This is a genomic window from Roseibium sp. QJM3NY_11, assembly GCF_056173175.1.
Genome location: NZ_CM149660.1, coordinates 1,763,901 through 1,788,957, shown reverse-complemented (window position 1 = coordinate 1,788,957; position 25,057 = coordinate 1,763,901). Strand labels below are relative to the sequence as shown.

22 protein-coding genes and 1 pseudogene are annotated in these 25,057 nt (G+C 63.7%); 6 read left to right on the top strand and 17 right to left on the bottom strand.

What is annotated here, in order from left to right:
- Positions 1-21: 21 nt before the first annotated feature.
- A complete protein-coding gene (locus AC0VX3_RS08170) occupies positions 22-888 on the top strand; it encodes a helix-turn-helix domain-containing protein (RefSeq protein WP_475524286.1) in 867 nt (288 codons plus the stop codon).
- Between the two features lie 18 nt (positions 889-906).
- Here AC0VX3_RS08170 and uxuA read toward each other — a convergent pair whose 3' ends face one another.
- From uxuA to uxaC, 9 genes are all read right to left on the bottom strand, one after another.
- Positions 907-2,088 (bottom strand): mannonate dehydratase, encoded by a 1,182-nt coding sequence (gene uxuA / locus AC0VX3_RS08165; protein WP_475524285.1) that lies wholly within the window; start codon positions 2,086-2,088, stop codon positions 907-909.
- Positions 2,085-3,530, bottom strand: coding sequence for a mannitol dehydrogenase family protein (locus AC0VX3_RS08160; protein WP_475524284.1), 1,446 nt, complete (start codon positions 3,528-3,530; stop codon positions 2,085-2,087). Before AC0VX3_RS08160 ends, uxuA begins: the two co-directional genes overlap by 4 nt.
- Positions 3,520-4,248, bottom strand: a complete 729-nt coding sequence (gene kduD / locus AC0VX3_RS08155; RefSeq protein ID WP_348150161.1) for a 2-dehydro-3-deoxy-D-gluconate 5-dehydrogenase KduD — start codon at positions 4,246-4,248, stop codon at positions 3,520-3,522. Before kduD ends, AC0VX3_RS08160 begins: the two co-directional genes overlap by 11 nt.
- Positions 4,245-5,069: a 5-dehydro-4-deoxy-D-glucuronate isomerase gene (kduI, locus tag AC0VX3_RS08150; protein ID WP_475524283.1), complete on the bottom strand. Its 825-nt coding sequence runs from the start codon at positions 5,067-5,069 to the stop codon at positions 4,245-4,247. Before kduI ends, kduD begins: the two co-directional genes overlap by 4 nt.
- A 25-nt stretch (positions 5,070-5,094) precedes the next feature.
- On the bottom strand, positions 5,095-5,412 hold the full coding sequence (locus AC0VX3_RS08145; protein ID WP_475524282.1) for a cupin domain-containing protein: 318 nt from the start codon (positions 5,410-5,412) through the stop codon (positions 5,095-5,097).
- A gap of 23 nt (positions 5,413-5,435) precedes the next feature.
- On the bottom strand, positions 5,436-6,716 hold the full coding sequence (locus tag AC0VX3_RS08140; protein ID WP_475524281.1) for a TRAP transporter large permease: 1,281 nt from the start codon (positions 6,714-6,716) through the stop codon (positions 5,436-5,438).
- Between the two features lies 1 nt (position 6,717).
- Positions 6,718-7,209 carry a TRAP transporter small permease gene (locus AC0VX3_RS08135; protein WP_475525156.1) on the bottom strand — a complete coding sequence of 164 codons (492 nt, stop codon included), beginning with the start codon at positions 7,207-7,209 and terminating at the stop codon, positions 6,718-6,720.
- Between the two features lie 87 nt (positions 7,210-7,296).
- The gene (locus AC0VX3_RS08130) at positions 7,297-8,277 is read right to left on the bottom strand and encodes a TRAP transporter substrate-binding protein (protein WP_475524280.1); all 981 of its coding nucleotides are present in this window, start codon (positions 8,275-8,277) and stop codon (positions 7,297-7,299) included.
- Positions 8,278-8,299: 22 nt separating this feature from the next.
- A complete protein-coding gene (gene uxaC, locus AC0VX3_RS08125; protein WP_475524279.1) occupies positions 8,300-9,742 on the bottom strand; it encodes a glucuronate isomerase in 1,443 nt (480 codons plus the stop codon).
- 93 nt (positions 9,743-9,835) lie between these two features.
- Here uxaC and AC0VX3_RS08120 point away from each other — a divergent pair, with 93 nt between their 5' ends.
- Positions 9,836-10,531 (top strand): GntR family transcriptional regulator, encoded by a 696-nt coding sequence (locus AC0VX3_RS08120; RefSeq protein WP_475524278.1) that lies wholly within the window; start codon positions 9,836-9,838, stop codon positions 10,529-10,531.
- 118 nt (positions 10,532-10,649) lie between these two features.
- Here the strand turns inward: AC0VX3_RS08120 and AC0VX3_RS08115 are convergent, their stop codons facing one another.
- Together AC0VX3_RS08115 and AC0VX3_RS08110 are read right to left on the bottom strand one after the other, a co-directional pair.
- On the bottom strand, positions 10,650-11,366 hold the full coding sequence (locus AC0VX3_RS08115; RefSeq protein ID WP_475524277.1) for an LrgB family protein: 717 nt from the start codon (positions 11,364-11,366) through the stop codon (positions 10,650-10,652).
- Complete coding sequence (locus tag AC0VX3_RS08110) at positions 11,359-11,712, bottom strand: CidA/LrgA family protein (protein WP_475524276.1); 354 nt, start codon at positions 11,710-11,712, stop codon at positions 11,359-11,361. The genes AC0VX3_RS08115 and AC0VX3_RS08110 overlap by 8 nt, the downstream gene beginning before the upstream one ends.
- Positions 11,713-12,108: 396 nt before the next feature.
- Between AC0VX3_RS08110 and AC0VX3_RS08105 the strand changes: the two are divergent.
- Positions 12,109-14,671: pseudogene (locus tag AC0VX3_RS08105) on the top strand (GcvT family protein).
- Positions 14,672-14,953: 282 nt separating this feature from the next.
- Here AC0VX3_RS08105 and AC0VX3_RS08100 read toward each other — a convergent pair.
- Genes AC0VX3_RS08100 through AC0VX3_RS08080 form a run of 5 tightly spaced genes read right to left on the bottom strand, consistent with a single transcriptional unit; the run spans position 14,954 to position 20,302 of the window.
- Positions 14,954-15,865 (bottom strand): SMP-30/gluconolactonase/LRE family protein, encoded by a 912-nt coding sequence (locus AC0VX3_RS08100; RefSeq protein ID WP_475524275.1) that lies wholly within the window; start codon positions 15,863-15,865, stop codon positions 14,954-14,956.
- Positions 15,862-16,824 carry an ABC transporter permease gene (locus AC0VX3_RS08095; protein ID WP_342892661.1) on the bottom strand — a complete coding sequence of 321 codons (963 nt, stop codon included), beginning with the start codon at positions 16,822-16,824 and terminating at the stop codon, positions 15,862-15,864. The genes AC0VX3_RS08100 and AC0VX3_RS08095 overlap by 4 nt, the downstream gene beginning before the upstream one ends.
- A complete protein-coding gene (locus AC0VX3_RS08090; RefSeq protein ID WP_475524274.1) occupies positions 16,805-17,758 on the bottom strand; it encodes an ABC transporter permease in 954 nt (317 codons plus the stop codon). Before AC0VX3_RS08090 ends, AC0VX3_RS08095 begins: the two co-directional genes overlap by 20 nt.
- Positions 17,755-19,317, bottom strand: coding sequence for a sugar ABC transporter ATP-binding protein (locus AC0VX3_RS08085; RefSeq protein ID WP_475524273.1), 1,563 nt, complete (start codon positions 19,315-19,317; stop codon positions 17,755-17,757). The genes AC0VX3_RS08090 and AC0VX3_RS08085 overlap by 4 nt, the downstream gene beginning before the upstream one ends.
- Positions 19,286-20,302 (bottom strand): substrate-binding domain-containing protein, encoded by a 1,017-nt coding sequence (locus tag AC0VX3_RS08080; RefSeq protein ID WP_475524272.1) that lies wholly within the window; start codon positions 20,300-20,302, stop codon positions 19,286-19,288. The genes AC0VX3_RS08085 and AC0VX3_RS08080 overlap by 32 nt, the downstream gene beginning before the upstream one ends.
- Positions 20,303-20,528: 226 nt before the next feature.
- On the opposite strand from AC0VX3_RS08080, the gene AC0VX3_RS08075 reads away from it, so the two are divergent.
- From AC0VX3_RS08075 to AC0VX3_RS08065, 3 genes are all read left to right on the top strand, one after another.
- Positions 20,529-21,797: a sensor histidine kinase gene (locus tag AC0VX3_RS08075; RefSeq protein WP_342892665.1), complete on the top strand. Its 1,269-nt coding sequence runs from the start codon at positions 20,529-20,531 to the stop codon at positions 21,795-21,797.
- Positions 21,794-22,513 (top strand): response regulator transcription factor, encoded by a 720-nt coding sequence (locus AC0VX3_RS08070; RefSeq protein ID WP_342892666.1) that lies wholly within the window; start codon positions 21,794-21,796, stop codon positions 22,511-22,513. Before AC0VX3_RS08075 ends, AC0VX3_RS08070 begins: the two co-directional genes overlap by 4 nt.
- A gap of 119 nt (positions 22,514-22,632) precedes the next feature.
- Complete coding sequence (locus AC0VX3_RS08065; protein ID WP_475524271.1) at positions 22,633-24,048, top strand: pyridoxal phosphate-dependent decarboxylase family protein; 1,416 nt, start codon at positions 22,633-22,635, stop codon at positions 24,046-24,048.
- Positions 24,049-24,122: 74 nt separating this feature from the next.
- Here the strand turns inward: AC0VX3_RS08065 and AC0VX3_RS08060 are convergent, their stop codons facing one another.
- Positions 24,123-24,974: a LysR substrate-binding domain-containing protein gene (locus AC0VX3_RS08060; RefSeq protein WP_475524270.1), complete on the bottom strand. Its 852-nt coding sequence runs from the start codon at positions 24,972-24,974 to the stop codon at positions 24,123-24,125.
- Positions 24,975-25,057: the final 83 nt, after the last annotated feature.

The window sequence follows — 25,057 nt, the reverse complement described above, 5'->3', positions numbered from 1 at the left end:
TGAAGGCTAACAAACAATAACATGGAGAAAACCGAACAAAATCCCTTTTACCGGATTCCGGTGCAGGCCTTTTCGCTGCGCCTGGCCCGCACCCCCATTCGCATGCAGCACTCGCCCAGCTGGCGGATCGACAAGGTCAACCCGGTCCACGATCTGGTTTTCTGTCTGACGGGCAACGCGCAATACACGATCGGCGCGGAAAGCATTGCCCTCAAGGAGGGCGAAGCAATTCTGATCCATGCAAGAGAGCGGTTTCGGGGCGTCAATACGGGCAGGGAGGACTACACCGGGGTCGCCCAGCACTTCACTCTTGACCTGTTCGGACGCGCCGACCTTGTCGACCAGATGACGCTTGACCGCAAGGTCGTGCTCAGCAACTGGCCGGTGCTGCGGCCGCTGGTCCGGCACTACCGCGAAACGGCCGCCACCACCAGCCCGACGCTTGTCCAGCATCACCAGTTCATGGTGATGCTGCTCGCCTTTCTGGACGACGCTTTCCTGGGATGGCGGGAGGAGGTCGAGCTGCTCGCGAACCAGGGGCAGCTTTCCCTGCAGATCATGTTGCTTGCCTCGAAACTCGCCGCGGACCCGCTCAATGACGGCGGGCTGGAGCAGGCGCTCGCCGAAGTGCCCTACAACCGCGACTATTTCCGGCGGGCCTTCCGGGACCGCATCGGCATGACCCCGCAAAAGTACCTTGAGCTGAAACGCATGGAATACGCGGTTCACCGGCTCGGGCTGGGTCAGACCGTCAAGGAAACCGCGGCTGAACTGGGATACTCGGACCCCTATTTCTTCAGCCGCATGTTCAAGCAGTATATCGGCGCCAGCCCGTCGAGCTACCGGCTGAAGCAGACCGCCAGGTCCAGATACAGATACGTGGAGTGAGGGGGCGCCGCCGCCCCTTCAACACCGCGCGGCGTGGCCCAGTCCCGCGATGACGCCGCGAAGTTCCGCAAGGCCGCGCAGGCGTCCCACCAGCGGATATCCCGGATGCGTGTCCCGGGTGCCGTCATCCAGCAGTTCATGGCCGTGGTCGGGCCGGAAGACGATGCTGTCATCCGCGCGTCCCTGCTCCCGCCTGCGCGCCTCTTCACCAAGCAATGCCGCGATCAATGCGGGCATGTCCGTATCGCCGCCCAGATGCGCGGCTTCCTCGAACGAGCCGTCCGGATCCTTGGCCACATTGCGCAGATGGGCGAAATGGATCCGGTCGGCAAATCTCGCTGCGATTGCCGGCACGTCGTTGGCCGGATTGGCCCCGAGAGATCCGGCACAGAGCGTCAGACCGTTGGCCCGGCTGTTGTTTGCCGACAGGATCCAGCCGATATCCTCCCCATCGCAGACGATGCGGGGCAGTCCGAGAATGTCGCGCGGCGGGTCGTCCGCATGGATGGCGAAGCGCAGACCGAGGTCTTCCGCCGCCGGGACGACCTCCTCCAGGAAGCGCTTGAGATTGCGTCTCAGCGTGTCCCGGTCGATGCCGTCATAGCGGGCAAGCGCGTCGCGCAGGGCGGCGATGCCGTAGCGGTCGAACGCCCCCGGCAAGCCCGCCATGATCGCGGTGTGAAGCCGGTCGAACTCTTCCTGCGTCGCCGCTTCGTGCCAGGCCCGGGCAGCGGCGACGGTCTCCGCCGGATAATCCGCTTCCGCTCCCTTGCGCTTGACCATCAGGATTTCAAAAGCCGCCATTTTGGTGAGCGAAAACCGCAGACAGGTGCCGCCTCGGGTCGCCGGGGCGGCCAGGTCCGTCCGCGTCCAGTCGAGCAGCGGCATGAAATTGTAACAGATGACCTTGATGCCTTCCGCGGCAAGATTGGCCATGGACTGCCGGTAGTTCGCGAACAGTCCGGCGAGATCCCCCTCGCCGCGCTTGATCGCTTCGTGGACCGGCAGGCTTTCGACCACCGTCCAGTCGAACCCCGCGGACCGGATCCGGTCCCGTGTCCCGGCAACAGACTGTCGCGGCCAGACCTCGCCATAGGGAATTTCGTGCAAGGCGGTGACGATGGCGGCGGCCCCCGTCTGCGCGATTTCATTCAGGGAGATCCGGTCGTAGGCTCCGTACCATCGCCAGCCTTCGATCATTCCAGACCCTCGAGCGTGGCCTGCACACCGTTTTCCCGCAGGCTCCCGCAGGCGCTGATCAGACCGGGCCGAAGTGCACCGGCCAGGCCGGGTTCGAAGATTTCGGTGACGCCCAGAAGAGCCTCGACCCCGCCGGCCGTGTCCTTGGCCGCCTCCGACAGCGCATGCAGGCGCTCCGCCAGCGGGTCGCGCACGTCGATCGGCCGGCCGCCGAGATCCGTGCCGCTCACATAAATCATCCAGGCCGCCACGGCGGTCGTCAGGCCCGGTGAGCTGCGCCCGGCCGCCAGATTGTCCGAAAGCGTCCCGAGAATGCGCTGCGGCAGCTTCTGGCTGCCGTCCATGGCGATCTGCCAGGTGCGGTGCCGGATACCCGGATTGGCATAACGGGCGAAAAGCGCGTCGGCATAGTTGGTCAGATCGACCCCCGGCGGCGCCTGGAACGAGGGAATGATCTCGGCCCGCCACAGGGCTTTCACGAACCGCTCGAACACCGGATCCGCAACCGTCTCAGCAATGGTTTCATGTCCGGCCAGATAGCCGAGATAGGCCAGAGAGGAATGCGTGCCGTTGAGCATGCGCAGTTTCATATGCTCATACGGGGTCACATTCGCGACGAGTTCCACACCGACAGCGCCCAGATCCGGCCGCGCATCGGCGCCGTAAGCGGCAACAAAATCGTCCTCGATCACCCATTGCCGAAACGGCTCGTGCAGGACCGGCGCTGCATCCATCACACCGGTCTTGCCCGCGAGAGCGTCCACGTCTTCCGGTTTGGTGGCCGGCACGATGCGGTCGACCATTGTGGCGGGAAATTTCCCCTCGCTTTCGATCCAGACCGCGAGGTCCGGATCGATCGCCTGCGCGAATTCAAGGACGATGCCGCGCACCAGCCGGCCGTTTTCAGGCAGGTTGTCGCAGGTCAGGACGGTAAAGGGCGGCAGTCCGGCCGCCTTGCGCCGGGCCAGTGCGCGCACCAGATATCCCGGAGCGGAAACGGGCACGGGATTGACCAGATCCGCCCTGATGTCGGCATGCTCAAGGTTCAGCCGCCCGGTGGCCGGGTCGTGGCAATAGCCCTTTTCCGTAACGGTCAGGCTGACGATCCGGATGGCCGGATCCGCCATCGCGACCAGCACCGCCTCCGGGTTTTCCGGCGCGACCAGAACATCGACCACGGATTCCACCTGGCGCAGCGTCTCGCCGTCCGGACCCAGTTCCTGGGCGGTATAGACGAAGTCCTGCGGCGCAAGCTGGTCATGCATGCGCGGGCTCTTCAGGCTGACGCCGATGATGCCCCAATCGCCGCCGGATCTGGCCATGGCCTCTTGAATATAGAGCGCGCCAAAGGCCCTGAAGAAGGCCCCCAGGCCCAGGTGAACGATACCGGCCTTCGGCGCCGGATTTATCTTGCGGAACAGGCGGGGAAGATCAGCGGGCAAGCCAGCCTCCATCGACGTTGAGCACGGTGCCGTGAATGTATTTCGCCGCCGGCGAGGCGAGGAACACGGCCGCCTCCCCGATATCGCCGGCCTCACCCCAGCGGCCTGCCGGAATACGTTCCAGGATCTGCCGGTTTCGGTCCGGATCGTTCCTGAGGGCCTCGGTGTTGTTGGTTGCGATATAACCCGGTGCGATGGCGTTGACGTTGATGCCCTTCGCCGCCCACTCGTTGGCCAGCAGCTTGGTGATGCCGGCAACGCCATGCTTGGAGGCGGTGTAGGACGGCACCCGGATGCCGCCCTGGAAGGAGAGCAACGAGGCGATGTTCACGATCGCGCCCGGACGCTCCGCATTCAGCGCGGCTTTTCCGAACGCCTGACAGGTGAAGAACACGGCCTTCAGGTTGACGTCCATGACCGCGTCCCAGTCGGCCTCGGTGAAGTCGACGGAATCGGCCCGGCGGATGATCCCGGCATTGTTCACCAGGATATCGATTGCCTCGTTCTCGAACAGTGGCGCGGCCGCCATCGGGTCGGCGAAATCCACCGCCACGTGGCGCCCCTTGTCGATCTTTGAAAGCGTGTCGTCACAATCCCGGCGCGCAGCGCAAAGCACCTCCGCACCGGCGGCACCCATGGCGATCGCGATCGCCTGGCCGATGCCCGTATTGGCACCGGTCACGAGGGCCCGCTTGCCCTGAAGCGAAAATGCGTTCATCGCAGATCCCCCATGGCAACCATGTCCATGTCCGTGAAATCGACGTTGTCACCGGCCATGGCCCAGCAGAAGGTATAGGCCCCCGTGCCGGCGCCGCAGTGGATAGACCATGGCGGCGAGATCACGGCCTCCTCGTTGGCCATCACCAGGTGCCGGGTTTCCTCGGGCTTGCCCATGAAATGGAACACGCGCTGGTCGGGACCCAGTTCGAAATAAAGATAAGCCTCCATGCGCCGGTCATGCACGTGGGCGGGCATGGTGTTCCAGACCGATCCCGGCGCGAACTGGGTATAGCCCATCAGCAACTGGCAGCTCTCGGCGACATCCGGATGCAGGAACTGCAGGATGACCCGCTCGTTGGAGGTTTCCGCCGAACCGAGTTCGACACGGCGCGCGTCCTTCACGGTGATCAGCTTTGTCGGACAGGCCCTGTGGGCCGGTGCGGACAGGATGTAGAACCGGCCCTTGCCGGAAAACGTCACCGGGCCCGACCCCATGCCGACGTAAAGCACGTCTCCCCGGGCGACCTCGTAACTCTTGCCGCCGGCACTCACGGTGCCGGTCTCGCCGATATTCAGGACACCGAGTTCTCGCCGGTCGAGCAGCGAGGCGGTCCCCGCTTCCTTGACCTGATCGAGAACCAGATCGCCGCCGGCCGGAACCGCGCCACCCAGGATCAGGCGGTCATAGTGGGTGTAGACAAGATTGATCTTGCCGTCCTCGAACAGGCCGTCCGCATGAAAGTGATCGCGCAGACCCTGGGTATCGAGGGACTTGGCCGTTTCCGGATCGATGGCATAGCGGGTTTCTACGTTTGGCATGAGACTTCTCCGGTCTGGAGTTGAGTTAAAGAAAATCGTCGCGGCGCGGCGTGAAAGTGTCGATCAGGGTGCCGGGCGTCAGGCAGACGCAGCCGTGGGTGGCCCCGGACGGGATGACGAAGCTGTCGCCCGCACCGACCTCGAATTCCTCGCCGTCGATCGAGAAGCGGAACGCGCCGCTCTCCACGTAGGTGGACTGGACATGCGGGTGATTGTGCAGCTTGCCTTCGGCCCCCTGTTCCTGAAAACGGAACGCCACCATCATCAGGTCGGCACTGTCCGAGAGCACCTGGCGGCGGATGCCGGGATCGGCAGAGACTTCGGGAAACGATTTTACGAACATGGCTTCACCTTCAGGTTCGTGACCTAGTGGAACAGGGACGGCAGCCAGAGTGACAGTGCCGGAACATAAGTGACCAGGAGCAGCGTGAAAACAGCCGCACCATAGAAGGGCCAGATCGTCCGCACCGCATCCCAGACGGAAATGCGACCGACGGCACAGCCGACGAAAAGAACCGTGCCCACCGGCGGTGTGCACAGGCCGATGCCGAGATTGAGCACCAGGATGACACCGAAATGGACGGGATCGACACCGAAGGCGGTGGCGACCGGCAGGAAGATCGGCGTAGTGATCACGATCAGGGGCGACATGTCCATGAAGGTGCCGAGAAACAAGAGCATAATGTTGATCATCAACAGGATGACCAGCGGGTTCTCCGACACGCTCTTCATGAACACGACCAGTTCCGCCGGGATCTTCAGGAACGCCAGCAGCCAGCCGAAGGCGGCCGCACAGCCGATGACAAGCAGCACCATCGCCGTGGTCCTGACCGCCGCCTTTGTCGCTCCGACGAATTCCGGCCAGTGCATGGTGCGATAGGCAAGCGTTGTCACCAGCAAGGCATAGACGGCAGCGATGCAGGAGCTTTCGGAGGCGGTGAACACGCCCGAGCGCACGCCGCCGAAAATGATGCCGATCAGGAGAAGCCCCGGAATGGCGTTGACGAACAGGGTGCCGAGTGCGGCCATGCCGGGAAAGCGTTCCGTCGGATAGCCTGCCCGTCTGGCGACGAACCAGGCGGTGATCATCAGGGACGCGGCCAGCAACAGGCCCGGCAGAATACCCGCGGTGAAGAGGTCGGCGATGGACAGCCGTCCGCCTGCAGAGATCGAGTAGATGATCATGTTGTGGGACGGCGGCAGCATCAGCGCGATGATCGACGACATCACGGTGATGTTGACGCCGTATTCGACGGAATAGCCTTTTTCCTTCATTTGCGGAATCATCAGCCCGCCGATGGCGGTCGCATCGGCCGCGGCCGACCCGGATATGCCGCCGAACAGCACCGAGGCGGTGATGTTGACCTGCCCGAGACCGCCACGCAGATGTCCGACCACCGCCCCTGCCAGGGCGACCAGGCGGCGGGCAATGTCGCCGCGCACCATCAGTTCGCCGGCAAAGATGAAGAACGGAATAGCCATCAGCGCGAACACCGAGACGCCGGAATTCAGGCGCTGGAAGACGATGACCGGCGGCAGGTCCATGTAAAGCACGGTCGCAAGCGAAGCCGCGCCGAGGCAGAAGGCGACGGGCGTGCCGATCAGCAGGAGAATCGTGAAAGTGCCGAAAAGGATCAGGGGTTCCAACTCACGCCTCCTCAGGTTCGGTTTCGCCGAAGCGCGCGGTCGGCAGCCCGGCGGCGCGCCGTAACAGGCGTTCGATTGAAAAGATGAAGACCAGGCAGCCACCAACGACCAGCGGCAGGAAGTCGACCGCTCCGGAAACGCCGAGCGAAGGCAGTTTCACCTCCCAGGCGGACAGGGCCAGCTCTGCACCGTACCACGCCATGCCGGCCCCGAAGGCGGTCACGACAAGGTCGGAAATGCTGAACAGGATCAGCTTCGTCCCCTGGGGCAGAAAATACAGCAGCACGTCGAAACTGAGATGATAGCCTTCCCGGATACCGACAGCAGCCCCGAGAAAGATGAACCAGCCCATGAGGATAACGGAAGCCGGTTCGGACCAGACCAGACTGTCGTTCATCACGTAGCGCATGAACACCTGCGCGGTGATGAAAACGGTCATCAGAACGAGGCCGCCTCCGGCAAGCCAGAGGGCTGCCGTGGAGACGTGGCGCATCACTTGCGCGGTGAGGATCAGGTGAGGTTGCACGTCGGAATCCTGAAAAAGAACCTGCGGCCGGAACCGGCCGCAGGTGAGAGATGATCAGTTGGTCGCGCGGATACGGGCGACCAGGTCTTTCAGCTTGTCCGATGTGACGTGCTTTTCGTAAACGCTGTCCATGGCTGCCATGAACGGCTCCTTGTCGATTTCGGTGATGACCTCGACACCGGCCGCGCGGACCTTTTCCTCGGACGCCTTTTCACGGGCTTGCCACTGTTCACGCATCACCGGCACGGAGTCCCTCGCCGCCTGACGGACCGCAGCCTGATCTTCGGCCGACAACCCGTCCCAGGACTTTTTGGACATCACCAGAACTTCCGGAACGATCAGGTGTTCGTCCAGGGTGTAGTAGCCGGCAACCTCGAAGTGACCGGAAGACTCGTAGGAGGGCCAGTTGTTTTCGGCACCGTCGATGACGCCCGTCTGAATCGACGAGTAGACTTCGCCGTAAGGCATCGGGGTCGCGTTGGCGCCAAGAGCGGACATCATGTCGACGAAGATGTCGGACTGCATGACCCGCACCTTCATGCCATCAAGGTCTTCAATCGATTTAATCGGCTTGACCTTGTTGTAGAAACTGCGGGATCCGCCATCGAAAAAGGCCAGGCCGACATAGCCGTGCGGTTCGAACGCGGCCAGGATGTCATCGCCGATCGGACCGTCCATGACGGTGTGCATGTGATCGACGCCCTTGAACACGTAAGGCAGCGAAACGACCTTGGTTTCCTCGACCAGATTGTTGAACGGACCCATGGACACGCGGTTCAGGTCGATAACGCCGAACTTGGTCTGTTCGATCGTGTCTTTTTCCTCGCCAAGCTGCGCGGAATGGAACACTTCAACGCAGATGCGGCCGTCGGTGCGCTCTTCCAGCAGCTTGCCCATGTGCTCCACCGCCGTGACGGTCGGATAGCCAGCCGGATGCGTGTCCGAAGATTTCAGTGTCACTTCACACGCGAACGCGGCGCTGGTAAGTGCGGCAGTCGCTAGCAGCGATGCCGTCAGGGTTTTCAGTACAGTCATTTCTTCCTCCCAAAATGGCTCATCAGAGCCGATAGGCTTGCTTCACAAGCCTGTAACTGAGGTCTTGTGCGACCTCATATGCCTCGTCCTCGTCGAGCCTCCCGGTTCTGACGAGGGATGCGAGGTATCCGCAGTCGACCCTGCGGGCCACATCGTGCCGGGCAGGGATCGAGGAGAAGGCGCGGGTGTCGTCGTTGAAGCCGACGGTGTTGTAGAACCCGGCCGTTTCGGTGGTCTGCTCCCGGAAACGGCGCATGCCTTCGGGACTGTCGTGGAACCACCACGCCGGACCCAGCTTGAGGGTTGGATAAACCCCTGCAAGCGGCGCCAGTTCGCGCGCATAGGCGGTTTCGTCCAGCGTGAACAGGATGATGGAGAGGTCCTTCTCCAGGCCGACGGCGTCGAGCATCGGCTTGAGCGCGCGCACATAGTCGGTCCGGGTCGGGATGTCGAAGCCCTTGTCCCGGCCGAAGCTGCTCAACACCTGCCCGGAATGATTGCGGAAGCTGCCCGGATGGATCTGCAGGACCAGGCCGTCGTCCAGGCTCATCCTTGCCATTTCGGTCAGCATGTGTCCGCGGAAGGCATCGGCTTCCTCCGGCGTGCAGGTGTCGCCGAGCGCTTTCTGGAACAGGTCCTCGGCCTTCGCCGCCGACAGGTTCTCGGTGCGGGCGTTGGGATGGCCATGGTCGGACGAGGTGGCGCCGAAGGACTTGAAATAGGCCCGCCGGGCCCGATGCGCCCTGAGGTAGCCCTGCCAGGTGGTCGCGTCTTCGCCGGCAAGCCCACCGAAAGTCTCGACATTCTCCGCAAAACCTTCAAACTCCGGATCGACCACGGCGTCCGGCCGGTAGGCGGTCACGACGCGGCCGCTCCAGCCGCTGTCGCGGGTCATGCGGTGCCATTTCAGGTCGTCCAGGGGCGATTCCGTCGTGGCGATGACTTCGATGTTGAACCGTTCGAACAAGGCACGCGGACGGAAGTCCGGGCGGGTCAGGCAATCGGCGATGTGGTCATAGGCCTCATCCGCCGTTTCCGCCGAAAGCCGCCCGGTCCAGCCGAAGACCTCCTGGAAGGAGTGGTCCAGCCACATGCGCGACGGCGTGGCGCGCAACAGATGGAAGTTCTCGGCAAAGACCCGCCAGATTTTCCGGCTGTCTGTTTCGCTCCAGCCCCCGTCCTGTCGCGCCACGCCCAGCGCACTCAGGTCAATGCCTTGGGAAAACAGCATCCGGAACACATAATGGTCCGGCACGATGAACAGTTGGGAAGGATCGGGAAAGGCATCATTTTCAGCGAACCAGCGCGGATCCGTATGCCCGTGCGGGCTGACGATCGGCAGCGACTTTACGCTGTCGTAGAGATCCCGGGCGATGGCGCGGACTTCCGGTTCAACCGGAAAAAGACGGTCCGGGGACAATCGGTTTTCCGATGTGCCGGGCGTTCCCGCTTTCCCAAGTGCCATTCTGGCCTCCTAACTACCTTGGTGGTCCTGCCGATGTTGCAGCTAGCAAACTGATATGCTAGATGATCAGATAAGTCAAACGAGAGAAATGCGATGACAGACAGCGGTGCCCTGAAGGTGCTCGAGCCCATAAAGATCCCGTCGGTTACCGATACGGTCTTTGCGGAATTGCACCAGCAGATCCTGTCCCTGGAGCTGCCGCCGGGCACGAAAGTGTCTGAAGTCGAGGTCGCGAAAGCCCTTGGGATTTCCCGCCAGCCGGTCAGGGACGCCTTTTTCCGCCTGTCTCGACTCGGCTTTCTGCTGATCCGGCCACAACGCGCAACGGTGATTTCGAAGATTTCCGAGGCAGCGGTTCTCAGAGCGAAGTTCGTTCGCACGGCCCTCGAGATGGCCTGCTGGACCGCAGCCCTCCCATTGATTTCGGACAGCCAGATAGAAGAGCTCGCCAGGACCCTCGGGGATCAGAAAGCGGCGGTGGACGCCAACGACCAGAAACTGTTCCATGCGCTGGACGATGACTTTCACCGGCGCATCTGCGAGATCGCCGGGCATGAATATGTCTGGGCGCTCATCAGGGAGCAGAAGGCCCACATGGACCGGGTGCGGTTCATTTCCCTGACAATCGGCGCTGCACAGAAGGCTTATGACGACCACATCGACCTGATCGACGCACTTCGGCAACGCGACCGGTCACGTCTGGAAACGGTCCTGACCGAACATCTCGGGCGGATCGAATTCATTTTGGGCAAGATCCGGGCGGAAAAGCCCGAATATTTTCAGGAATGATCCTGAAACGGCCTGTTCCGGTGCCCGGCCGCTGTGCCGCTCGCGGCTGGTCAAAACCGCCCCGGCGTCACCCGGACTTGCTCCCTGCCGGGTTTTTTTCCGGCAGCCACCGCTCTCGTCACAACAGCGCCGCGATGACGACAGGAACCAGCACACTCGTCAGGAGAGCGTTCAGCGCCATGCCGATCCCGGCGAAGGCACCGGCGACTTCGTTCACCTGAAACGCCCGGGCGGTGCCGATACCGTGCGCGGCCACGCCCACGGCAAATCCACGTGCACGCCAGTCGCTGATCTTCAGCACGTTCATCAGCGGGGTCACCACGACCGCGCCGATTATTCCCGTCAGGATGACCAGAACCGCGGTCAGCGTCGGCAGTCCTCCGAGGGCCTCGGAAATACCGATCGCCACAGGGGCCGTGGTCGATTTCGGACTGATGGAGACGATGATCTGTTCGGGAAGACCGAATGCCATCGACAGGAGCACCGTCGACACCACCGCGGCGACCGAGCCGGCAACAAGCGCGGCCAGCATCGGTGCGGCGAACTTGCGGATGGCCGGCAGGTTGGCATGAAGCGGAACGGCGAGCGCGACCGTTGCCGGTCCCAGCAGGAAATGGATGAACTGCGCGCCCTCGAAATAGGTCTGATAGGACGTCCGCGTCAGCCAGATGAGCGCTGCCAGAAGGCAGACGGCGATCAGGACCGGATTGGCCAGCGCATTGCGGCCCGCGAGCCGGGAGATCCAGTCCGCCAGAAGGTAGACCAGGATCGTGCAGCTCAGCCACCACAGCGGCTCTGTCGACAGGTAGCTCCAGATGCCGGCCGCGTCACGCATCCTCGCCTCCCGTCACCCGGACCACCAGAAGAAAGGTTCCGACACTGACCAGCAGCGTGATCACCGTGCTGGCGACCAGCACGACGCAGATCGCGAGCCATTTGTCCGCCAGCAGATCAAGATTGGCGACAACGCCGACCCCTGCCGGAACAAACAGCAGCGACAGGTGGGACAGGATGGTCCTTGCGGTGCCCTCCACCGAAGGCACCAGATCCGGCCTGAGCGCAAGCAGCGCGGCAAACAGCGCCAGCCCGATCACGGGTCCGGGGACCGGCAGGCCCAGAAAGCGGGCAATCACCTCCCCTGCGAGCTGAAACGAAAACAAGACCGCGATCGCACCGAGCATTGCATAGTTTCTCCTGAAAAACGGGGAATCAGCCATTTGCCGAACGGCGTTCCGGCAGCGGCAAATCCTCCCCTCACGGGCGCTACTATGACCTTGACCAACGCCGATCGTCAAAATGACCGTGCGGTCCCGTCCGCGCCTCGGTCATGGCCTCCCTGCGACCGCGGCCCCGCACTGGAATGAACGCCGTGTCGTGGCGATAATGCCCCATGACGCAATTACGCTATTTTGCCCCGCAATCAGCCGCGATACTGCCGACACGAAACGGCGGTCCGGCCCGCAAGGCACGGGTCGCCGGGAACAGCCTGTGTTCCCGCCGGCGGCCTCACGGATCGGCTCCACCGGAGGAACGCGGCATCGGTACGCTGCTCCCGGCCCATTGAAAAGGAATGAGACATGTCAGCTTTTCCTGACAAGGCACAAATCGTCATCGTCGGTCTGGGCGGCATAGTCGGCGCCTCGGTGGCGCATCATCTCATCGAGCGCGGCTGGACCGACATCGTCGGCATCGACAAGTCGGGCATTCCGACCGACATCGGGTCGACCGCCCACGCCTCCGACTTCTGCTACACCACCAGCCACGATTACCTGTCTGTCTGGACCACCCAGTATTCGATCGATTTCTTCGAAAGGATGGGCCACTACGCCCGTGTCGGCGGCCTGGAGGTCGCGCGCACCGGCGACGATGCCTGGATGGAGGAAATCAAGCGCAAGGTGACGTTCCGGCAAGGCCTTCGGCACCAATGTGCGCCTGGTCTCCCCTGCCGAGATCAAGGAAAAATTCCCCCTGATCGAGGAGAACATGGTCCAGGGCGGCATGTGGGATCCGGACGCCGGCCTCGTCATTCCGCGCTCGCAGACCGTCGCCGGCAAACTGGTCGATGACGGTGAGAAGACCGGCAAGCTGAAGGCCTTTGCCAACACGCCGGCCCTGTCGTTGATCGTCGAGGACGGCCATATCAAGGGCGTCAAGACCCACCGCGGCACGGTCATGGCCGATCACGTCATCGTCTGCGCCGGCCTCTGGGGCCGCCTCATCGCCGACATGGTCGGAGAGGATCTCCCCGTGATGCCGGTCGACCACCCGCTCACTTTCTTCGGCCCCTACAATGAATTCGAGGGCACCGGCAAGGAGATCGGCTACCCGCTGCTGCGCGACCAGGGCAATTCCGCCTATATGCGCGACACCGGCGATCCGAAAACCGCCGAAGGCGGCCAGATCGAATGGGGCTACTACGAGCCGGACCAGCCGCGCCTGTGCCACCCGCGCGATCTTCTGGAAAAGGACCAGGCCCGCCTGTCGCCGTCCCAGCGCGACCTGGAAATGGAGCAGGTCATCGAGCCGCTGGAACGCGCCATGGAACTGACGCCGATCCTGGGCGAGATCGGCTACAACGAAAGCCATTCCTTCAACGGCCTCTTGCAGGTTTCTGCGGCCGGCGGCCCGTCCTGCGGCGAAAGCCAGAAGGTGCGCGGCCTGTGGTATTGCGTCGCCATCTGGGTCAAGGACGGTCCCGGTTACGGCAAGCTGATCGCCGACTGGATCACCGACGGACGCACCGAAATCGACCACGCTTCCATCGACTACACCCGGTTCTACGGACACCAGCTCACCGAGGACTTCATCGAGAACCGCTGCACCGAGGCGGCCCAGAAGATCTATTTCCCGGCGATCCACCCGCGTGAGCCCTATGCCTCGAGCCGCGGCGTCAAGCGCTCGCCGTTTTACGAGCGCGAGGTCGAACTCGGCGGGTATTTCATGGAACTCGGCGGCTGGGAACGCGCCCATGGCTATGCCGCCAACGAGCACCTGCTTGAAAAATACGGCGACAAGGTCCCGGTGCGCGAAAACGAGTGGGACAGCCGTCATTTCTGGCGGGTCTCCAACGCCGAACAACTGGCGCTCAGCGAGGATTGCGGCCTCATCAACCTGTCGCATTTCTACATGTTCGACGTGGAAGGCCCCGACCATGTGGCGCTGCTGGAATGGCTGTGCGCGGCCAGGATCGGCGGCGACGCCAATATCGGCAAGGGCATCTACACCCATTTCCTCGACGACGAGGGCAATGTCCGCGCCGACCTGACCGTGTTCCGCATGGAAGATCGCTGCCGCATCGTCGACGGCGCCGATGCCGGCCCGCGCGACCTTCACTATGTCAGGCGCGTCGCCGAGGACAAGGGCTTCGACGTTACCGTGAGAGATGTCAGCGAGACCTTTACCACCATCGGCATCTGGGGCCCCAATGCCCGCGACAACCTCCAGAAGGTCGTCGCCGATCCGGCGGCGCTGGAACCGGACAACTTCCCCTTCGCGGCCATCCGGCAGATCGAGATCGCCGGCAAACCCGTCTCCGCCCTCCGGCTGTCCTATGTCGGCGAACAGGGCTGGGAGCTGCACATGAAATACGAGGACGGCCTCGCCGTCTGGGATGCGCTGCGCGCGCTCGGCATCATGGCCGTCGGCGTCGAGACATACGCCAACTCGCGCCGCCTGGAGAAATCCCTGCGCCTGCAGAACGCCGATCTTCTGACTCAATACAATCTCTATGAGGCGGATCTCGCCCGGCCGAAAGTCAAGGAAGCCGACTTCCGTGGCAAGGCGAAGCATCTGGAATACCGGGCCCGGGACAAGCAGCCGGCCATGTTGTGCACGCTGGTCATGAGCGAGAACACCGATGCGAGCGGTGTCAAACGCTACCCTGTCGGCGCCTTGCCGGTGATGGACCCGGACACCGGAAAGACCCTGGTCGACAGTCTGGGCCGGATTTCCTACACCACTTCCGTGGCCTTCGGCCCGACCATCGGCAGCAACATTGCGCTGGCCTACCTGCCGCAAGACTACTGTCAGGTCGGCCGCAAGCTGAACGTTGAATATTTCTCCGAAACCTACCCGGTCGAAGTTGCCGGCGTCGGCTACGCCCCACTCTACGACCCGGAAAACCTCAAGCCCCGCTCCTGAGCGGGGTGACGGGGGCGAACTGACGCGATCGCGGGAAAAGGCGCCCCCCATTCGCCTCGCCCTCCCCCCGTCACCTTCCCCGACTTGATCGGGAACCCACACATTCGCAGAGCGGCCGGGAAAGGGCCGTGCGGCTCGTCATTGCACCTGTCAGGCTTTTGGCCGGGGGCGGCGTGGTATGGATCCCCGATCAAGTCGGGGAAGGCCCGAGGGAGGAGAGGTGGCAGCAGAGCTCCGGCTCCGTGTCTGAGTACCGGCCCCGTGTCTGAGCGTATGGCTCTCTTAAACCGCCGAGCGGGCATTGACCGCGATCATGTAGATCGAGGTCGTCCCGGCGATGAACAGGCGGTTGCCGCGCGGGCCGCCGAAACACAGGTTGGCGACGACTTCCGGCACCAGGATCTTGCCCAGCCGTGTTCCGTCGGCATGGAAACAGTGGATGCCGTCGGCAGCCGAACTCCACACGCGCCCTTCGCTGTCCACGCGCATGCCGTCGGGCAGTCCCTTGTCGATGGTGGCGAACACCCGGTCGCCGGTGATCCGGCCGGCATCATCCAGATCGAACGCGCGGATGACCGACGGCACGTCCGGGTCGTGGCTGGAGCCGGATTCGGCCACATAGAGAATGCGCTCGTCCGGCGAGAACGCCAGCCCGTTCGGCTGAACGAAATCCGCGATCATCACCTCGGCGGCGCCCGTTGACGGAACGATGCGGAAGACGTTGTGCGTCTGTTGTTCCGGGTCCGCCTTGTAGCCCTCGTAGTCGCTCAGGATGCCGTAGGTCGGATCGGTGAACCAGACCGCACCGGTCGATTGCACGACGACGTTGTTCGGTGAATTCAGCCGCTTTCCCTGATAGCTGTCGGCCAGCACCGTGACACTGCCGTCAATCTCGGTCCGCGTCACCGAGCGTGAGCCGTGCTGGCAAGTCACCAGCCGGCCCTGACGGTCTCGGATGTTGCCGTTGCTGTAGTTGCTGGGCTGGCGGTAGGTGCTGACATGACCGTCCAGGGTGAGCCGCATCATGCGGTTGGCCGGAATGTCCGAGAACAGCAGCACCTGCTGATCGGCAAACCAGACCGGACCTTCGGTCCATTCGAACCCCGTCGCGATCCGGTGCAGACCGGCATTTTTCTGGATCAGGGACCTGAAACGCGGGTCATCGATCTGGTAGCAGGAAAACATCTGGCTCATACGGCCCTTCCTTTGCCCGAAGCGGCTGCGACAATCGCAATGATGATGGTTCCGGTCATGATCAGGCGGACCCCTGCCCCAAGACCGTATGAATTGAGCATCGACACGACCAGGAACATGAGCAGGGCACCGCCCCAGATACCCGGCACGTTCGAGTTCCCGCCCGCGATGGAGCTGCCGCCGATCACCACCACGGCAATCGAGATCAGCAGATACTCCGCGCCCATGTTCAGCGCGGCCCCGCCTGAAAAACTCGCCAGCAGATAGCCCGTGAGAGACGCCAGCACGGCGCAGGAAATGTAGGTGACGGCCCTGACCGTCTCGACCGGAACGCCGCTCAGCCGTGCCGCGCGGGTGTTCTGGCCGAAGGCGGAAAGCCACCGGCCCGCAAGCGAGCGCTCAAGGATGAGCCAGCCGAAAAGGGCGATGACAATGCCGATGACAGCAAGATTGGGAACGCCCGCGAATGACCCCGTGGTGAATTCCGCCAGCACTTCCGGTGGTTTGATCCGCAGTCCCCGGTTCCACCAGATCGCAAGCGACTGGTAGAGGAAGGACGCGGACAGGGTGGCTATGATCGGCGGGATCCGCAGCAGTCGGATCAGCAGGTAGTTGAAACAGCCGGCCCCCAGCCCCACCAGGAGCGCGATCCCCAGACCGGGCAGCACAAGGCTCGATGCCCCGTCCATGAATTTCAGTGCCAGGGTCCCGGCCAGGGTCATCGTCGCCGGGATCGACAGGTCGACATTGCCCGGGCCGAGGGTGATCACGAACATCTGGCCGATGCCGACGATCGCGGAAAACGACGCGAATGTGAGCGCCGCCGAGAGCAGCCCGCCGCCGCCGCGACCGTCTGTCAGGTAAAGGGTCGCGGCGAAGGCAAGCGCGCTCGCGGCAAACGCCCAGAACCAGGGCCTGCGCGCCAGGGAGCCGATCATGTCAGCCATCCGATGAGCCATTGCCGGCCTCCTTCCATTTCCGCCCCTTGCGGGCGAACACCAGTCGCACGGCAAGCACCAGGATCAGGATTGCCCCCTGCGCGCCGATCTGCCAGTCGGGCGACAGGCGCATGAAGGACAGCAGACTGGCGGCAAGGGTCAGCGTCAGCGCGCCCAGGACGGCACCGACGGGGGAGACTTTCCCGCCGGTGAATTCGCCGCCCCCCAGAATGACGCCCGCGATCGAGAGCAGCGTGTAGCGCAGCGCGATGTTGGCGTCCGCGGACGTGGCCAGGCCGACAAGGCACATGCCCGACAGCACACCGAACAGGCCCGCCAGCGCGTAGGCGCCCGCCTTCAGTCTGACAACCGACCAGCCCGACCGGAACACCGCCTGCGCATTGCCGCCGACTGCCCGCAGCAACGTGCCGGTCGAGGACCGCATGATCAGCAAGTGCGTCAGCCCCGCGATCAGCACGCATGCCACCACCGCCATGGGCACCAGGGGAGGCTTCACCGTCATGACCGCGCGGATCCACTCGGGTGCGGAACCGCCCGGCGACGGCAGGATCAGCACCGCAAGACCGGCCCAGACGAAGGACATTCCGAGGGTGACGACAATGGCCGGCAGGTCACGAAGGTGGATCAGCGCCCCCAGAGCCGCATAGGCAAGGATCGACGCCAGCAGGATCAGCACCCCGATCAGGGGCGCGTCATTGAGATAGGTCGCCGTCACGCAGGCCACAAAACTGACGAAGGCACCGATCGACAGGTCGATGTCGTTGACCATGATGATCATCATCTGGGCAATGGTCGCCAGGGCGATCGGAACTGCCAGGTTGAACAAGAGGTTGAGGCCGAAGTAGCTCATGGCACGCGGCTGCAGATAGAACACCGCCGCCAGCAGCACCGCAAGGGACAGCACCGGCAGCAGGATCCTGAAACGTCCGTTCATCGGCCGGCCTCCCGGTTCTCGCCCGTTTCCGGCACTTCACCCGTTTCCTGCATTTCAAACGACGCGGAGAGGATGTTTTCCTCCGTGATCTCCGCCCCGGACAGCTCGGCCGAGATCCGGCCGTTGCGAAACACGAACACCCGGTCGCACTGGCAGACTTCCTCGGTTTCCGTCGAATACCAGAGGAATGTGCGCGCCGCGGCCGCCTCGCGCCGGATCAGGTCGTAGGCTTCGCGTTTTGTCCCCACATCGACCCCGCGCATCGGATCGTCCATGACCACGATGGGGGCGGTGGAGGCAAGCGCGCGGGCAAACAGGGCCTTCTGCTGGTTGCCTCCGGAAAGGGACAGGATCGGATTGTCCATGCTGGCGGTTCTGATACCGATCCTGGACTTCCATTCGTTGCCGAGCGCCTGCTCGGCCGCCCCATCGACCAACCCGCGGCGGACCAGGCGCGGCAGGTGCGTCAGCGAGAGATTGCGCAGGATCGACCAGAGCGGAAGAACCCCGTCGCGGCCCCGGTCACCGGCCACGAAGGCGACTTCCGGCGCGCGGACCCGGCGTGTGCTTCCCGAGCGCGAGAAATAGAACCGTGCCAGCGCTTCCGCCTGACCGTGTCCGGCAAGTCCGGCCAGCCCGACGATCTCGCCCTTTCTGGCGGCAAGCCCTTCCGGGGTCCGCAACACCTCTTCACCGATCCGCTCCGGGTCGCTATCCCGGGTCTGCTTTTGCGCGTCGTCGCCGACGACATGCCCCATCGCGTCGATCACCCCCTTCTGGGTGAAGTCCCCGGCCGGTCTGCTTGCAATGATCTTGCCGTCCTTCATCACGTCGATCCGTGTTGCCACGTCGAAGATCTCGTTGAGCATGTGCGAGATGAAGATGACGGCCCCGCCGCCGGCGCAGAAGGCGCGCACGTGATCCAGCAGCTGACGGGCGATCGAGGCATCAAGCGAGGAGGTCGGTTCATCGAGAATGACCAGCCGGGTCGCGTCGCTGCCGTCGGCGAAGGCGGAGGCGATCTCGACCATCTGCCGTTCCGCGATGGTGAGGTCTCCGACGGTCATGCCCGGTTTGATCCTGTGTCCGGAAAAAATCGTGTCGAGGGACTGCAGGATGCGCGCGCCCGCGCGCTGCCGCCATCCGGATCCGGTCAGATCGCGATGCGGGATCCTCAGGTTCTCCAGAACGGTCAGGTTGGGACACAGGGAGAGTTCCTGGAACACGCTGCGAATGCCGCTGGCCCGGGCCGCCAGGCGGCCGGTTGCTGTGCTGCCGTCAGGCATTGTGTATTCGATGCGGCCGGTTGTCGGCGTCAGCCCCCCGTTTATGACATTGACCGCAGTGGATTTTCCCGCCCCGTTGTGTCCGATCAGCCCGAGGCATTCGCCCGGGCTGATGGACAAGCTGACCCCGTCCAGGGCGCGAACGGCACCGAAGTGCACGCTCGCCCCGGACAAGGCAACCAGCGGGACATCCGGCTTTTGCTCACCGGCGCCGGTTGCTTGCTGCAAGATGGCGTCTCCCCTACTGCGCGGACGCGATGGCGGCCTGGGCATCTTCCAGGCTGTATTCGACGTTCGCAACGGACCCTTCAGGGGTTGCCGCAAGGGTTTCGTCAAGCGTGTCCTGGGTCACCTTCAAATAGGGAACCGTCAGATCCTTGGGCACATCGGCACCGTCCAGGACCTGCTGGGCCACCCACATCGCAAGCGTGCTGACACCGGGCGCGATGGACAGGGACAGGGTCTCGTAGCCGTCGGCGTCACGTGCCTCGGCCCACCACTTCATCTCGTCCTGGCGGTTGCCCATAACGATGATCGGGATATCCCGGTCGGCTGCCTTGATGGCCTGCGCGGCACCGTAGCCGTCGCCGCCCTGGGTCACCACACCGGCGATTTCGGGAAGGCTGGGCAGAATGCCTGCGACCGCCTTTTGCGCGACATCCTGCGCCCAGTCGCCGTGAACCGAACCGACGATCTTGAATTTCGGAAATTCCTCGACGCCCTGAGCGATGCCCGCATGGATTTCATCGTCCACGAAAACCCCGGCCAGCCCGCGAATTTCCAGGAGATTGCCGCCGTCCGGCAGCCGTGACGACAGGTATTCCACCTGCTGGCGGCCCATTTCCTTGAAATCGACCGCGATGCGCCAGGCGCAGGGTTCGGTCACGATGCCGTCGAAGGAGACGACGACGATGCCGGCATCGCAAGCTTCCTTGACGGCACCGTTGATCGCCGTCGGCGATGCGGCGTTGACGACAATGGCGTCATAGCCCTGCAGGATCATGTTCTGGATCTGGGCGGCCTGCTCGGTCGCCTGGTTCTCTGACGTGGTGAAGGCGTCCGCCGCTGCGACAACGCCGTCCTCCACGGCCTTGTTACCGACTTTTTCCCAACTGGTGAGCATCGCCTGTCGCCAGGAATTTCCGGCATAATTGTTGGAAAGTGCAATCCGTTTGTCTGCGGTATCGGCAATCGAATGTCCCGGAAGGACAACCGCGGCGATTGCGGCAGCCCCCAGAAGCTTGGCTTTGATATTCATTTTTCCTCCCTGGCGCAGATTTGCGCCGTCCTTATGCGGAAACGGTTCTCCAGCCGCCTCCATCCATCAGATTGCTTGGTGAAAAGCAGCCGGTAAAGCCGCACACGCGCACCGCAGTTGCGGGTTCCCGCATCTGCGCTGCGTCTGCGCCCCATATAGATGCCTTGCCGTCGGCGCCGGGCTGCCGCAAACTGCATGGCAATAACGGGAGGAGCTTGTTGTTGCCATGCGACAGGAAGCCGACTGCAAGGGGAAAGAGAGCGACCCCAATCCGCTCTTCTCCCTGCTGCGCATATCAAGACACCTGGCCGGGCAGGTCGAAATTCGCTCCGCCTTGCGTTCGGTCAAGGCGGAAATCGAGAACCTGTTGCCGATCGATCATCTGGATGTCTGCCTCGTGGATGAGGCCGTCACCTGGAACACGAGCTATGAAGTCGGCCTGAAAACCCGCTGGAGCCTGTCGCGGACACCGGTCGTCAATTCGCCGATCCGCAGCATTCTGCTGGGCGAGACCGACTACATGCTCACCGGCAACGCGATCGAGGATCCGCGCTACACCTATGAAGGGTCGCTGGCGCAGCCGATCATCAAACACAAGCTGCGCAGCCGGGTGAATGTGGCCATGAAGGTGCTCGGGCGCACCATCGGGGCACTGAACTGCTCCTCGCGCACCCCGGGCATCTACGACATGGATACCGTGGAACGGGTCCACCAGATCGCCGACGTGCTGGCACCCTATTTCTATTCGCTCAAGTCCAACGAAAAGGCAAAGCAGGCGGCCGTGGTCCGGGCCGAGGCTCAGGCCAGGGAAGAAGGTTTGCGGCAGGGGGCGTTCGAGCTGACCCGGGTTCTGGAACAGGAACGCCAGCGCATCGGCATGGATCTGCATGACCAGACGCTGGCCGACCTGACCCGCATCATGCGCGCGCTGGAAAAGGCGGACACCGAAGCCGACAAGGCGCGGGTGATCTCAAGCATCCGGGACTGCATCCAGGATCTGCGCGGCATCATCGACACAGCCGTTCCCAGCGTGCTGGACATGTTCGGCTTCGCACACGCCCTCAGAATTCATCTCGAGCGCGCCGTGGAAGACGTTGAGGCGACCACCCTGCAGATCACCGATGACACGGACGGCCTGATCGACCGGCTGGATTCGAGCACCCGGATTTCGCTGTTCCGGATCGCGCAGGAGGCCATCAATAACGCCGGTCGCCATGCGCGCGCAGATCGGATCGGCGTCACCCTGACAAGCGACGGCGGCGAACTCATCATGGTCATCGCCGACAATGGCGTGGGGCTATCGGCCAGCCGGGCCGGATCCCTGCCCCTCAAGGCGACCGGAGGCATTGCGCACATGCGGACGCGGGCACGGCTGGTGGCTGCCGAATTCACCATGTCCTGCGAATCCGGCACCCGGATCGTTGTCAGGCTGCCTCTGGACCCGCCTGCCATGCCGGAAGACATGACCGGCGCATCCACGGAGGAGATCGCATGAAGGTGCTTCTCGTCGAGGATGACCAGTTCCACGCCGAATTCATGAGCGACGCCCTGCGCCAGGCCCTGCCGGAAGTCGACGAGATCCTCCATGCGGTCAACGGCGTCGAAGGCGAGGCCCTCGCGCGCCGGGAAGTCGTCTCCGCGATCGTGATGGACCTGCAGATGAAGGAGCGCAACGGCATCGACGCGGCGCGCACGATCTGGCGGGAGCGGCCGCAGACACGCATCCTGTTCTGGTCGAACTATTCCGACGAGGCCTACATGCGCGGCATCGCCCGGATCGTTCCCAACGAGGCCTCCTATGGCTATGTCCTGAAGACGGCGACCAGGGAGCGTCTCCAGCTCGCCCTGCGCGCGGTTCTTCTGGAATCCCAGATCGTCGTCGATCAGGAAATTCACAGGGTCCAGCAGCGCAATGTCAGAACCCACGACACATTGACCGACAGCGAATACGCCGTGTTGCTGGATCTGGCGCTCGGTCTGTCCGACAAGATGATCTCCAGACGCCAGGGCCTGTCCCTTCGAACGGTCCAGAACCGGCTGCTGTCGCTCTACGACAAGCTCGGCGTGGACAGCATCGAGGCCGGCACCCGTGATTTTGCCATCAACAAGCGCACCCGCGCGATCACGCGCGCCCTGAACCTGAGGGCAATCAACGCGGAGAGCCTGGAAAGCGCCGAACGCGACCTGCAGAAATGGCTGAGCGAGGCCTAGCCGGTTTGCCCCTGCAAGGCGCCATGTCGACGGGACTTGCGGCAGGGCCGGATGTTGCGCCATAGGTTATACCAATCGCAATTGAAAGGAACCCGTTTGACCGCGTTTGGTATAAAGACATGAACTGGACCGACTTTGCCGGCTGGGGCCGGCGCATCGCCGACTGGGCCGCGGATTATCACCGCACCCTGCGCGACCGTCCCGTCCGCGCGCAGGTCGCGCCGGGCGAGATCCTCGATGCCCTGCCGGCGGCGGCGCCCGAGATCGCCGGGGAAATGGAGCGGATCTTCGCCGATTTCGAGAAGATCGTGCTGCCGGGCATGACCCACTGGCAACACCCGCGTTTCTTTGCCTACTTTCCGGCCAATGCCGCGCCGGTGTCGATGCTGGCGGAACAGCTCGTCTCCGCCATGGCCGCCCAATGCATGCTCTGGCAGACATCGCCGGCGGCGACCGAACTGGAAACCCGGATGATGGACTGGCTGCGCCAGGCCGTCGGCCTGCCCGAGAGCTTCACCGGCGTCATTCAGGACAGCGCCTCGAGCGCGACGCTGGCCGCCATCCTGACCATGCGCGAGCGCACGCTGAACTGGCAAGGCAACCAGGCAGGACTGTCCGGCCAGCCCCGGCTGCGGGTCTATTCCTCCAACGAGGTGCATACCTCGATCGACCGTGCGATCTGGATCTCCGGCATCGGCCAGGACAATCTGGTTCGCATTCCGGTGGAAGGGCCCCGGCGGGCCATGAACCCGGACGCCTTGCGCGCCGCCATCGAGGCGGATCTGGCTGCGGGCCACACACCCGCCGGCATCATTGCCTGCACCGGCGGGACCGGCGTCGGCGGCTCCGACGATGTCGCCGCCGTTGTCGCGGTCGCACGGGACCACGGCCTCTATGTGCATCTCGACGCCGCCTGGGCCGGGGCGGCCATGATCGTTCCGGAGTTCCGGGACCTCTGGTCCGGTGTGGACGGCGTCGATTCCATGGTATTCAACCCGCACAAGTGGCTGGGCGCGCAGTTCGATTGCTCCGCCCATTTCGTCCGCGACCCGGAAGACCTGGTCCGCACGCTGGCGATCCGTCCGGAATTCCTCAAGACCCACGGCCATGACGGCGTCGTCAACTATTCGGAATGGTCGATCCCCCTGGGCCGCCGGTTCCGGGCGCTCAAGTTGTGGTTCCTTTTACGTTACCACGGCCTGGAAGATCTGCGCGCGCGCATCCGCAACCATGTCGCCTGGTCGGTGACGCTTGCCGGGCGCCTGCGCGCGGAGCCGGATTTCGAGATCACGTCCGAGCCGGTTCTGTCGCTGTTCACATTCCGCCATGCGCCTGCCGGCGTGGACGATCTCGACACCTTGAACCAGGCACTGGTCGACGCCATCAACGACGACGGCAGGATCTACCTGACCCAGACGCTGCTGGAGGGCCGCAAGGTGATCCGCTTCCAGGTCGGCCAGTTCGACTGCACCGCCGCCGATGTCGACACCGCCTTCGACGTCATCACAGAAATTGCCCGCAGACCGCCGATCTGACCGGGCACGGGTGGCCACGGGCGGGCACGGGCGGACAGGCCCGCCGGCTGCGTCCCTGCCCCGGATGCGCGGGCTCAGTCCCGAAACGCCGCGCGGATGGCAGCCGTCATCGTGCCGGCCAGGGTCTCGTCGGCATGCGCCGCCGTGGCAACGACAAGCCGGGAGACCGGCGTTTCGGGAAAGCCCTGCCCGGCGCCCAGCACCCTCATGTGATCCGTGATCGAAGACCGGCCCAGCAGGCCAACGGCGATACCCGCCTCCACGGCCGCCGTCACGCCGGCAACGCTCTGGCTTGAAAACACGATCCGGTAAGGCTTGCCGCGGATTTCCAGCGCGGCAAGCGCCGCATCGCGCCACCAGCAGGCCCGGTCGAACAGGGCAACCGGCACCGGATCGGCTGCCGCGAGATCCTGAAAACTGGACGTGACCCAGCAGGTCGGGTCTCCGTGGATCACCTCTTCCCGGGGGCTTGGCGTCTCGACTTCATGGACCGCCAGATCGAGCTGCCCGCGCGACAGCAGTGCGGGAAACTCCGTGCTCAGCGAACAGGTGACCTCCAGCTCCACCTGCGGATGGGATTGCGCGAACGCTCCCAGGATCTGCGCCAGTTTCGCCCGCCCGTGATCGTCCGGGATGCCGAGGCGCAGTTTGCCACGCAACCCGTCGGACGTGATATCGCGCAAGGCAACGTCCAGCCGCCCGGTCACTTCTCTTGCGACCGGCATCAGGCGCTGCCCGGTCTCCGTCAGCGTCACGCCGCGCCCGGTGCGCGCGAACACCTTGCGTCCGAGCACCTCTTCCAGCCGCATGACCTGGAGACTGGTTGCCGATTGCGACCGACCGATCCGGCGCGCGCCCTCGGTGACGCTGCCCGTGCCGGCGACGGCGAGAAAAGTTCTGAGAAGGTCGCTGTCCAGATTTTCCATTGAAAAATCACATATCTGATATTAAAGATATTCGTTTTATTTATAAATTGACACCTCCTACTCTGCAAGCCGGAAACAGCGGA

Excerpts from the sequence above, each read along its gene's own strand:
- AC0VX3_RS08170 (WP_475524286.1), top strand. The coding sequence starts at position 22 with ATGGAGAAAACCGAACAAAATCCCTTTTACCGGATTCCGGTGCAGGCC.
- uxuA (WP_475524285.1), bottom strand. The coding sequence starts at position 2,088 with ATGATCGAAGGCTGGCGATGGTACGGAGCCTACGACCGGATCTCCCTG.
- kduD (WP_348150161.1), bottom strand. The coding sequence starts at position 4,248 with ATGAACGCATTTTCGCTTCAGGGCAAGCGGGCCCTCGTGACCGGTGCC.
- kduI (WP_475524283.1), bottom strand. The coding sequence starts at position 5,069 with ATGCCAAACGTAGAAACCCGCTATGCCATCGATCCGGAAACGGCCAAG.
- AC0VX3_RS08145 (WP_475524282.1), bottom strand. The coding sequence starts at position 5,412 with ATGTTCGTAAAATCGTTTCCCGAAGTCTCTGCCGATCCCGGCATCCGC.
- AC0VX3_RS08135 (WP_475525156.1), bottom strand. The coding sequence starts at position 7,209 with ATGCGCCACGTCTCCACGGCAGCCCTCTGGCTTGCCGGAGGCGGCCTC.
- AC0VX3_RS08130 (WP_475524280.1), bottom strand. The coding sequence starts at position 8,277 with ATGACTGTACTGAAAACCCTGACGGCATCGCTGCTAGCGACTGCCGCA.
- uxaC (WP_475524279.1), bottom strand. The coding sequence starts at position 9,742 with ATGGCACTTGGGAAAGCGGGAACGCCCGGCACATCGGAAAACCGATTG.
- AC0VX3_RS08120 (WP_475524278.1), top strand. The coding sequence starts at position 9,836 with ATGACAGACAGCGGTGCCCTGAAGGTGCTCGAGCCCATAAAGATCCCG.
- AC0VX3_RS08115 (WP_475524277.1), bottom strand. The coding sequence starts at position 11,366 with ATGCGTGACGCGGCCGGCATCTGGAGCTACCTGTCGACAGAGCCGCTG.
- AC0VX3_RS08110 (WP_475524276.1), bottom strand. The coding sequence starts at position 11,712 with ATGCTCGGTGCGATCGCGGTCTTGTTTTCGTTTCAGCTCGCAGGGGAG.
- AC0VX3_RS08100 (WP_475524275.1), bottom strand. The coding sequence starts at position 15,865 with ATGAGCCAGATGTTTTCCTGCTACCAGATCGATGACCCGCGTTTCAGG.
- AC0VX3_RS08095 (WP_342892661.1), bottom strand. The coding sequence starts at position 16,824 with ATGGCTCATCGGATGGCTGACATGATCGGCTCCCTGGCGCGCAGGCCC.
- AC0VX3_RS08090 (WP_475524274.1), bottom strand. The coding sequence starts at position 17,758 with ATGAACGGACGTTTCAGGATCCTGCTGCCGGTGCTGTCCCTTGCGGTG.
- AC0VX3_RS08085 (WP_475524273.1), bottom strand. The coding sequence starts at position 19,317 with ATGCCCAGGCCGCCATCGCGTCCGCGCAGTAGGGGAGACGCCATCTTG.
- AC0VX3_RS08080 (WP_475524272.1), bottom strand. The coding sequence starts at position 20,302 with ATGAATATCAAAGCCAAGCTTCTGGGGGCTGCCGCAATCGCCGCGGTT.
- AC0VX3_RS08075 (WP_342892665.1), top strand. The coding sequence starts at position 20,529 with ATGCGACAGGAAGCCGACTGCAAGGGGAAAGAGAGCGACCCCAATCCG.
- AC0VX3_RS08070 (WP_342892666.1), top strand. The coding sequence starts at position 21,794 with ATGAAGGTGCTTCTCGTCGAGGATGACCAGTTCCACGCCGAATTCATG.
- AC0VX3_RS08065 (WP_475524271.1), top strand. The coding sequence starts at position 22,633 with ATGAACTGGACCGACTTTGCCGGCTGGGGCCGGCGCATCGCCGACTGG.
- AC0VX3_RS08060 (WP_475524270.1), bottom strand. The coding sequence starts at position 24,974 with ATGGAAAATCTGGACAGCGACCTTCTCAGAACTTTTCTCGCCGTCGCC.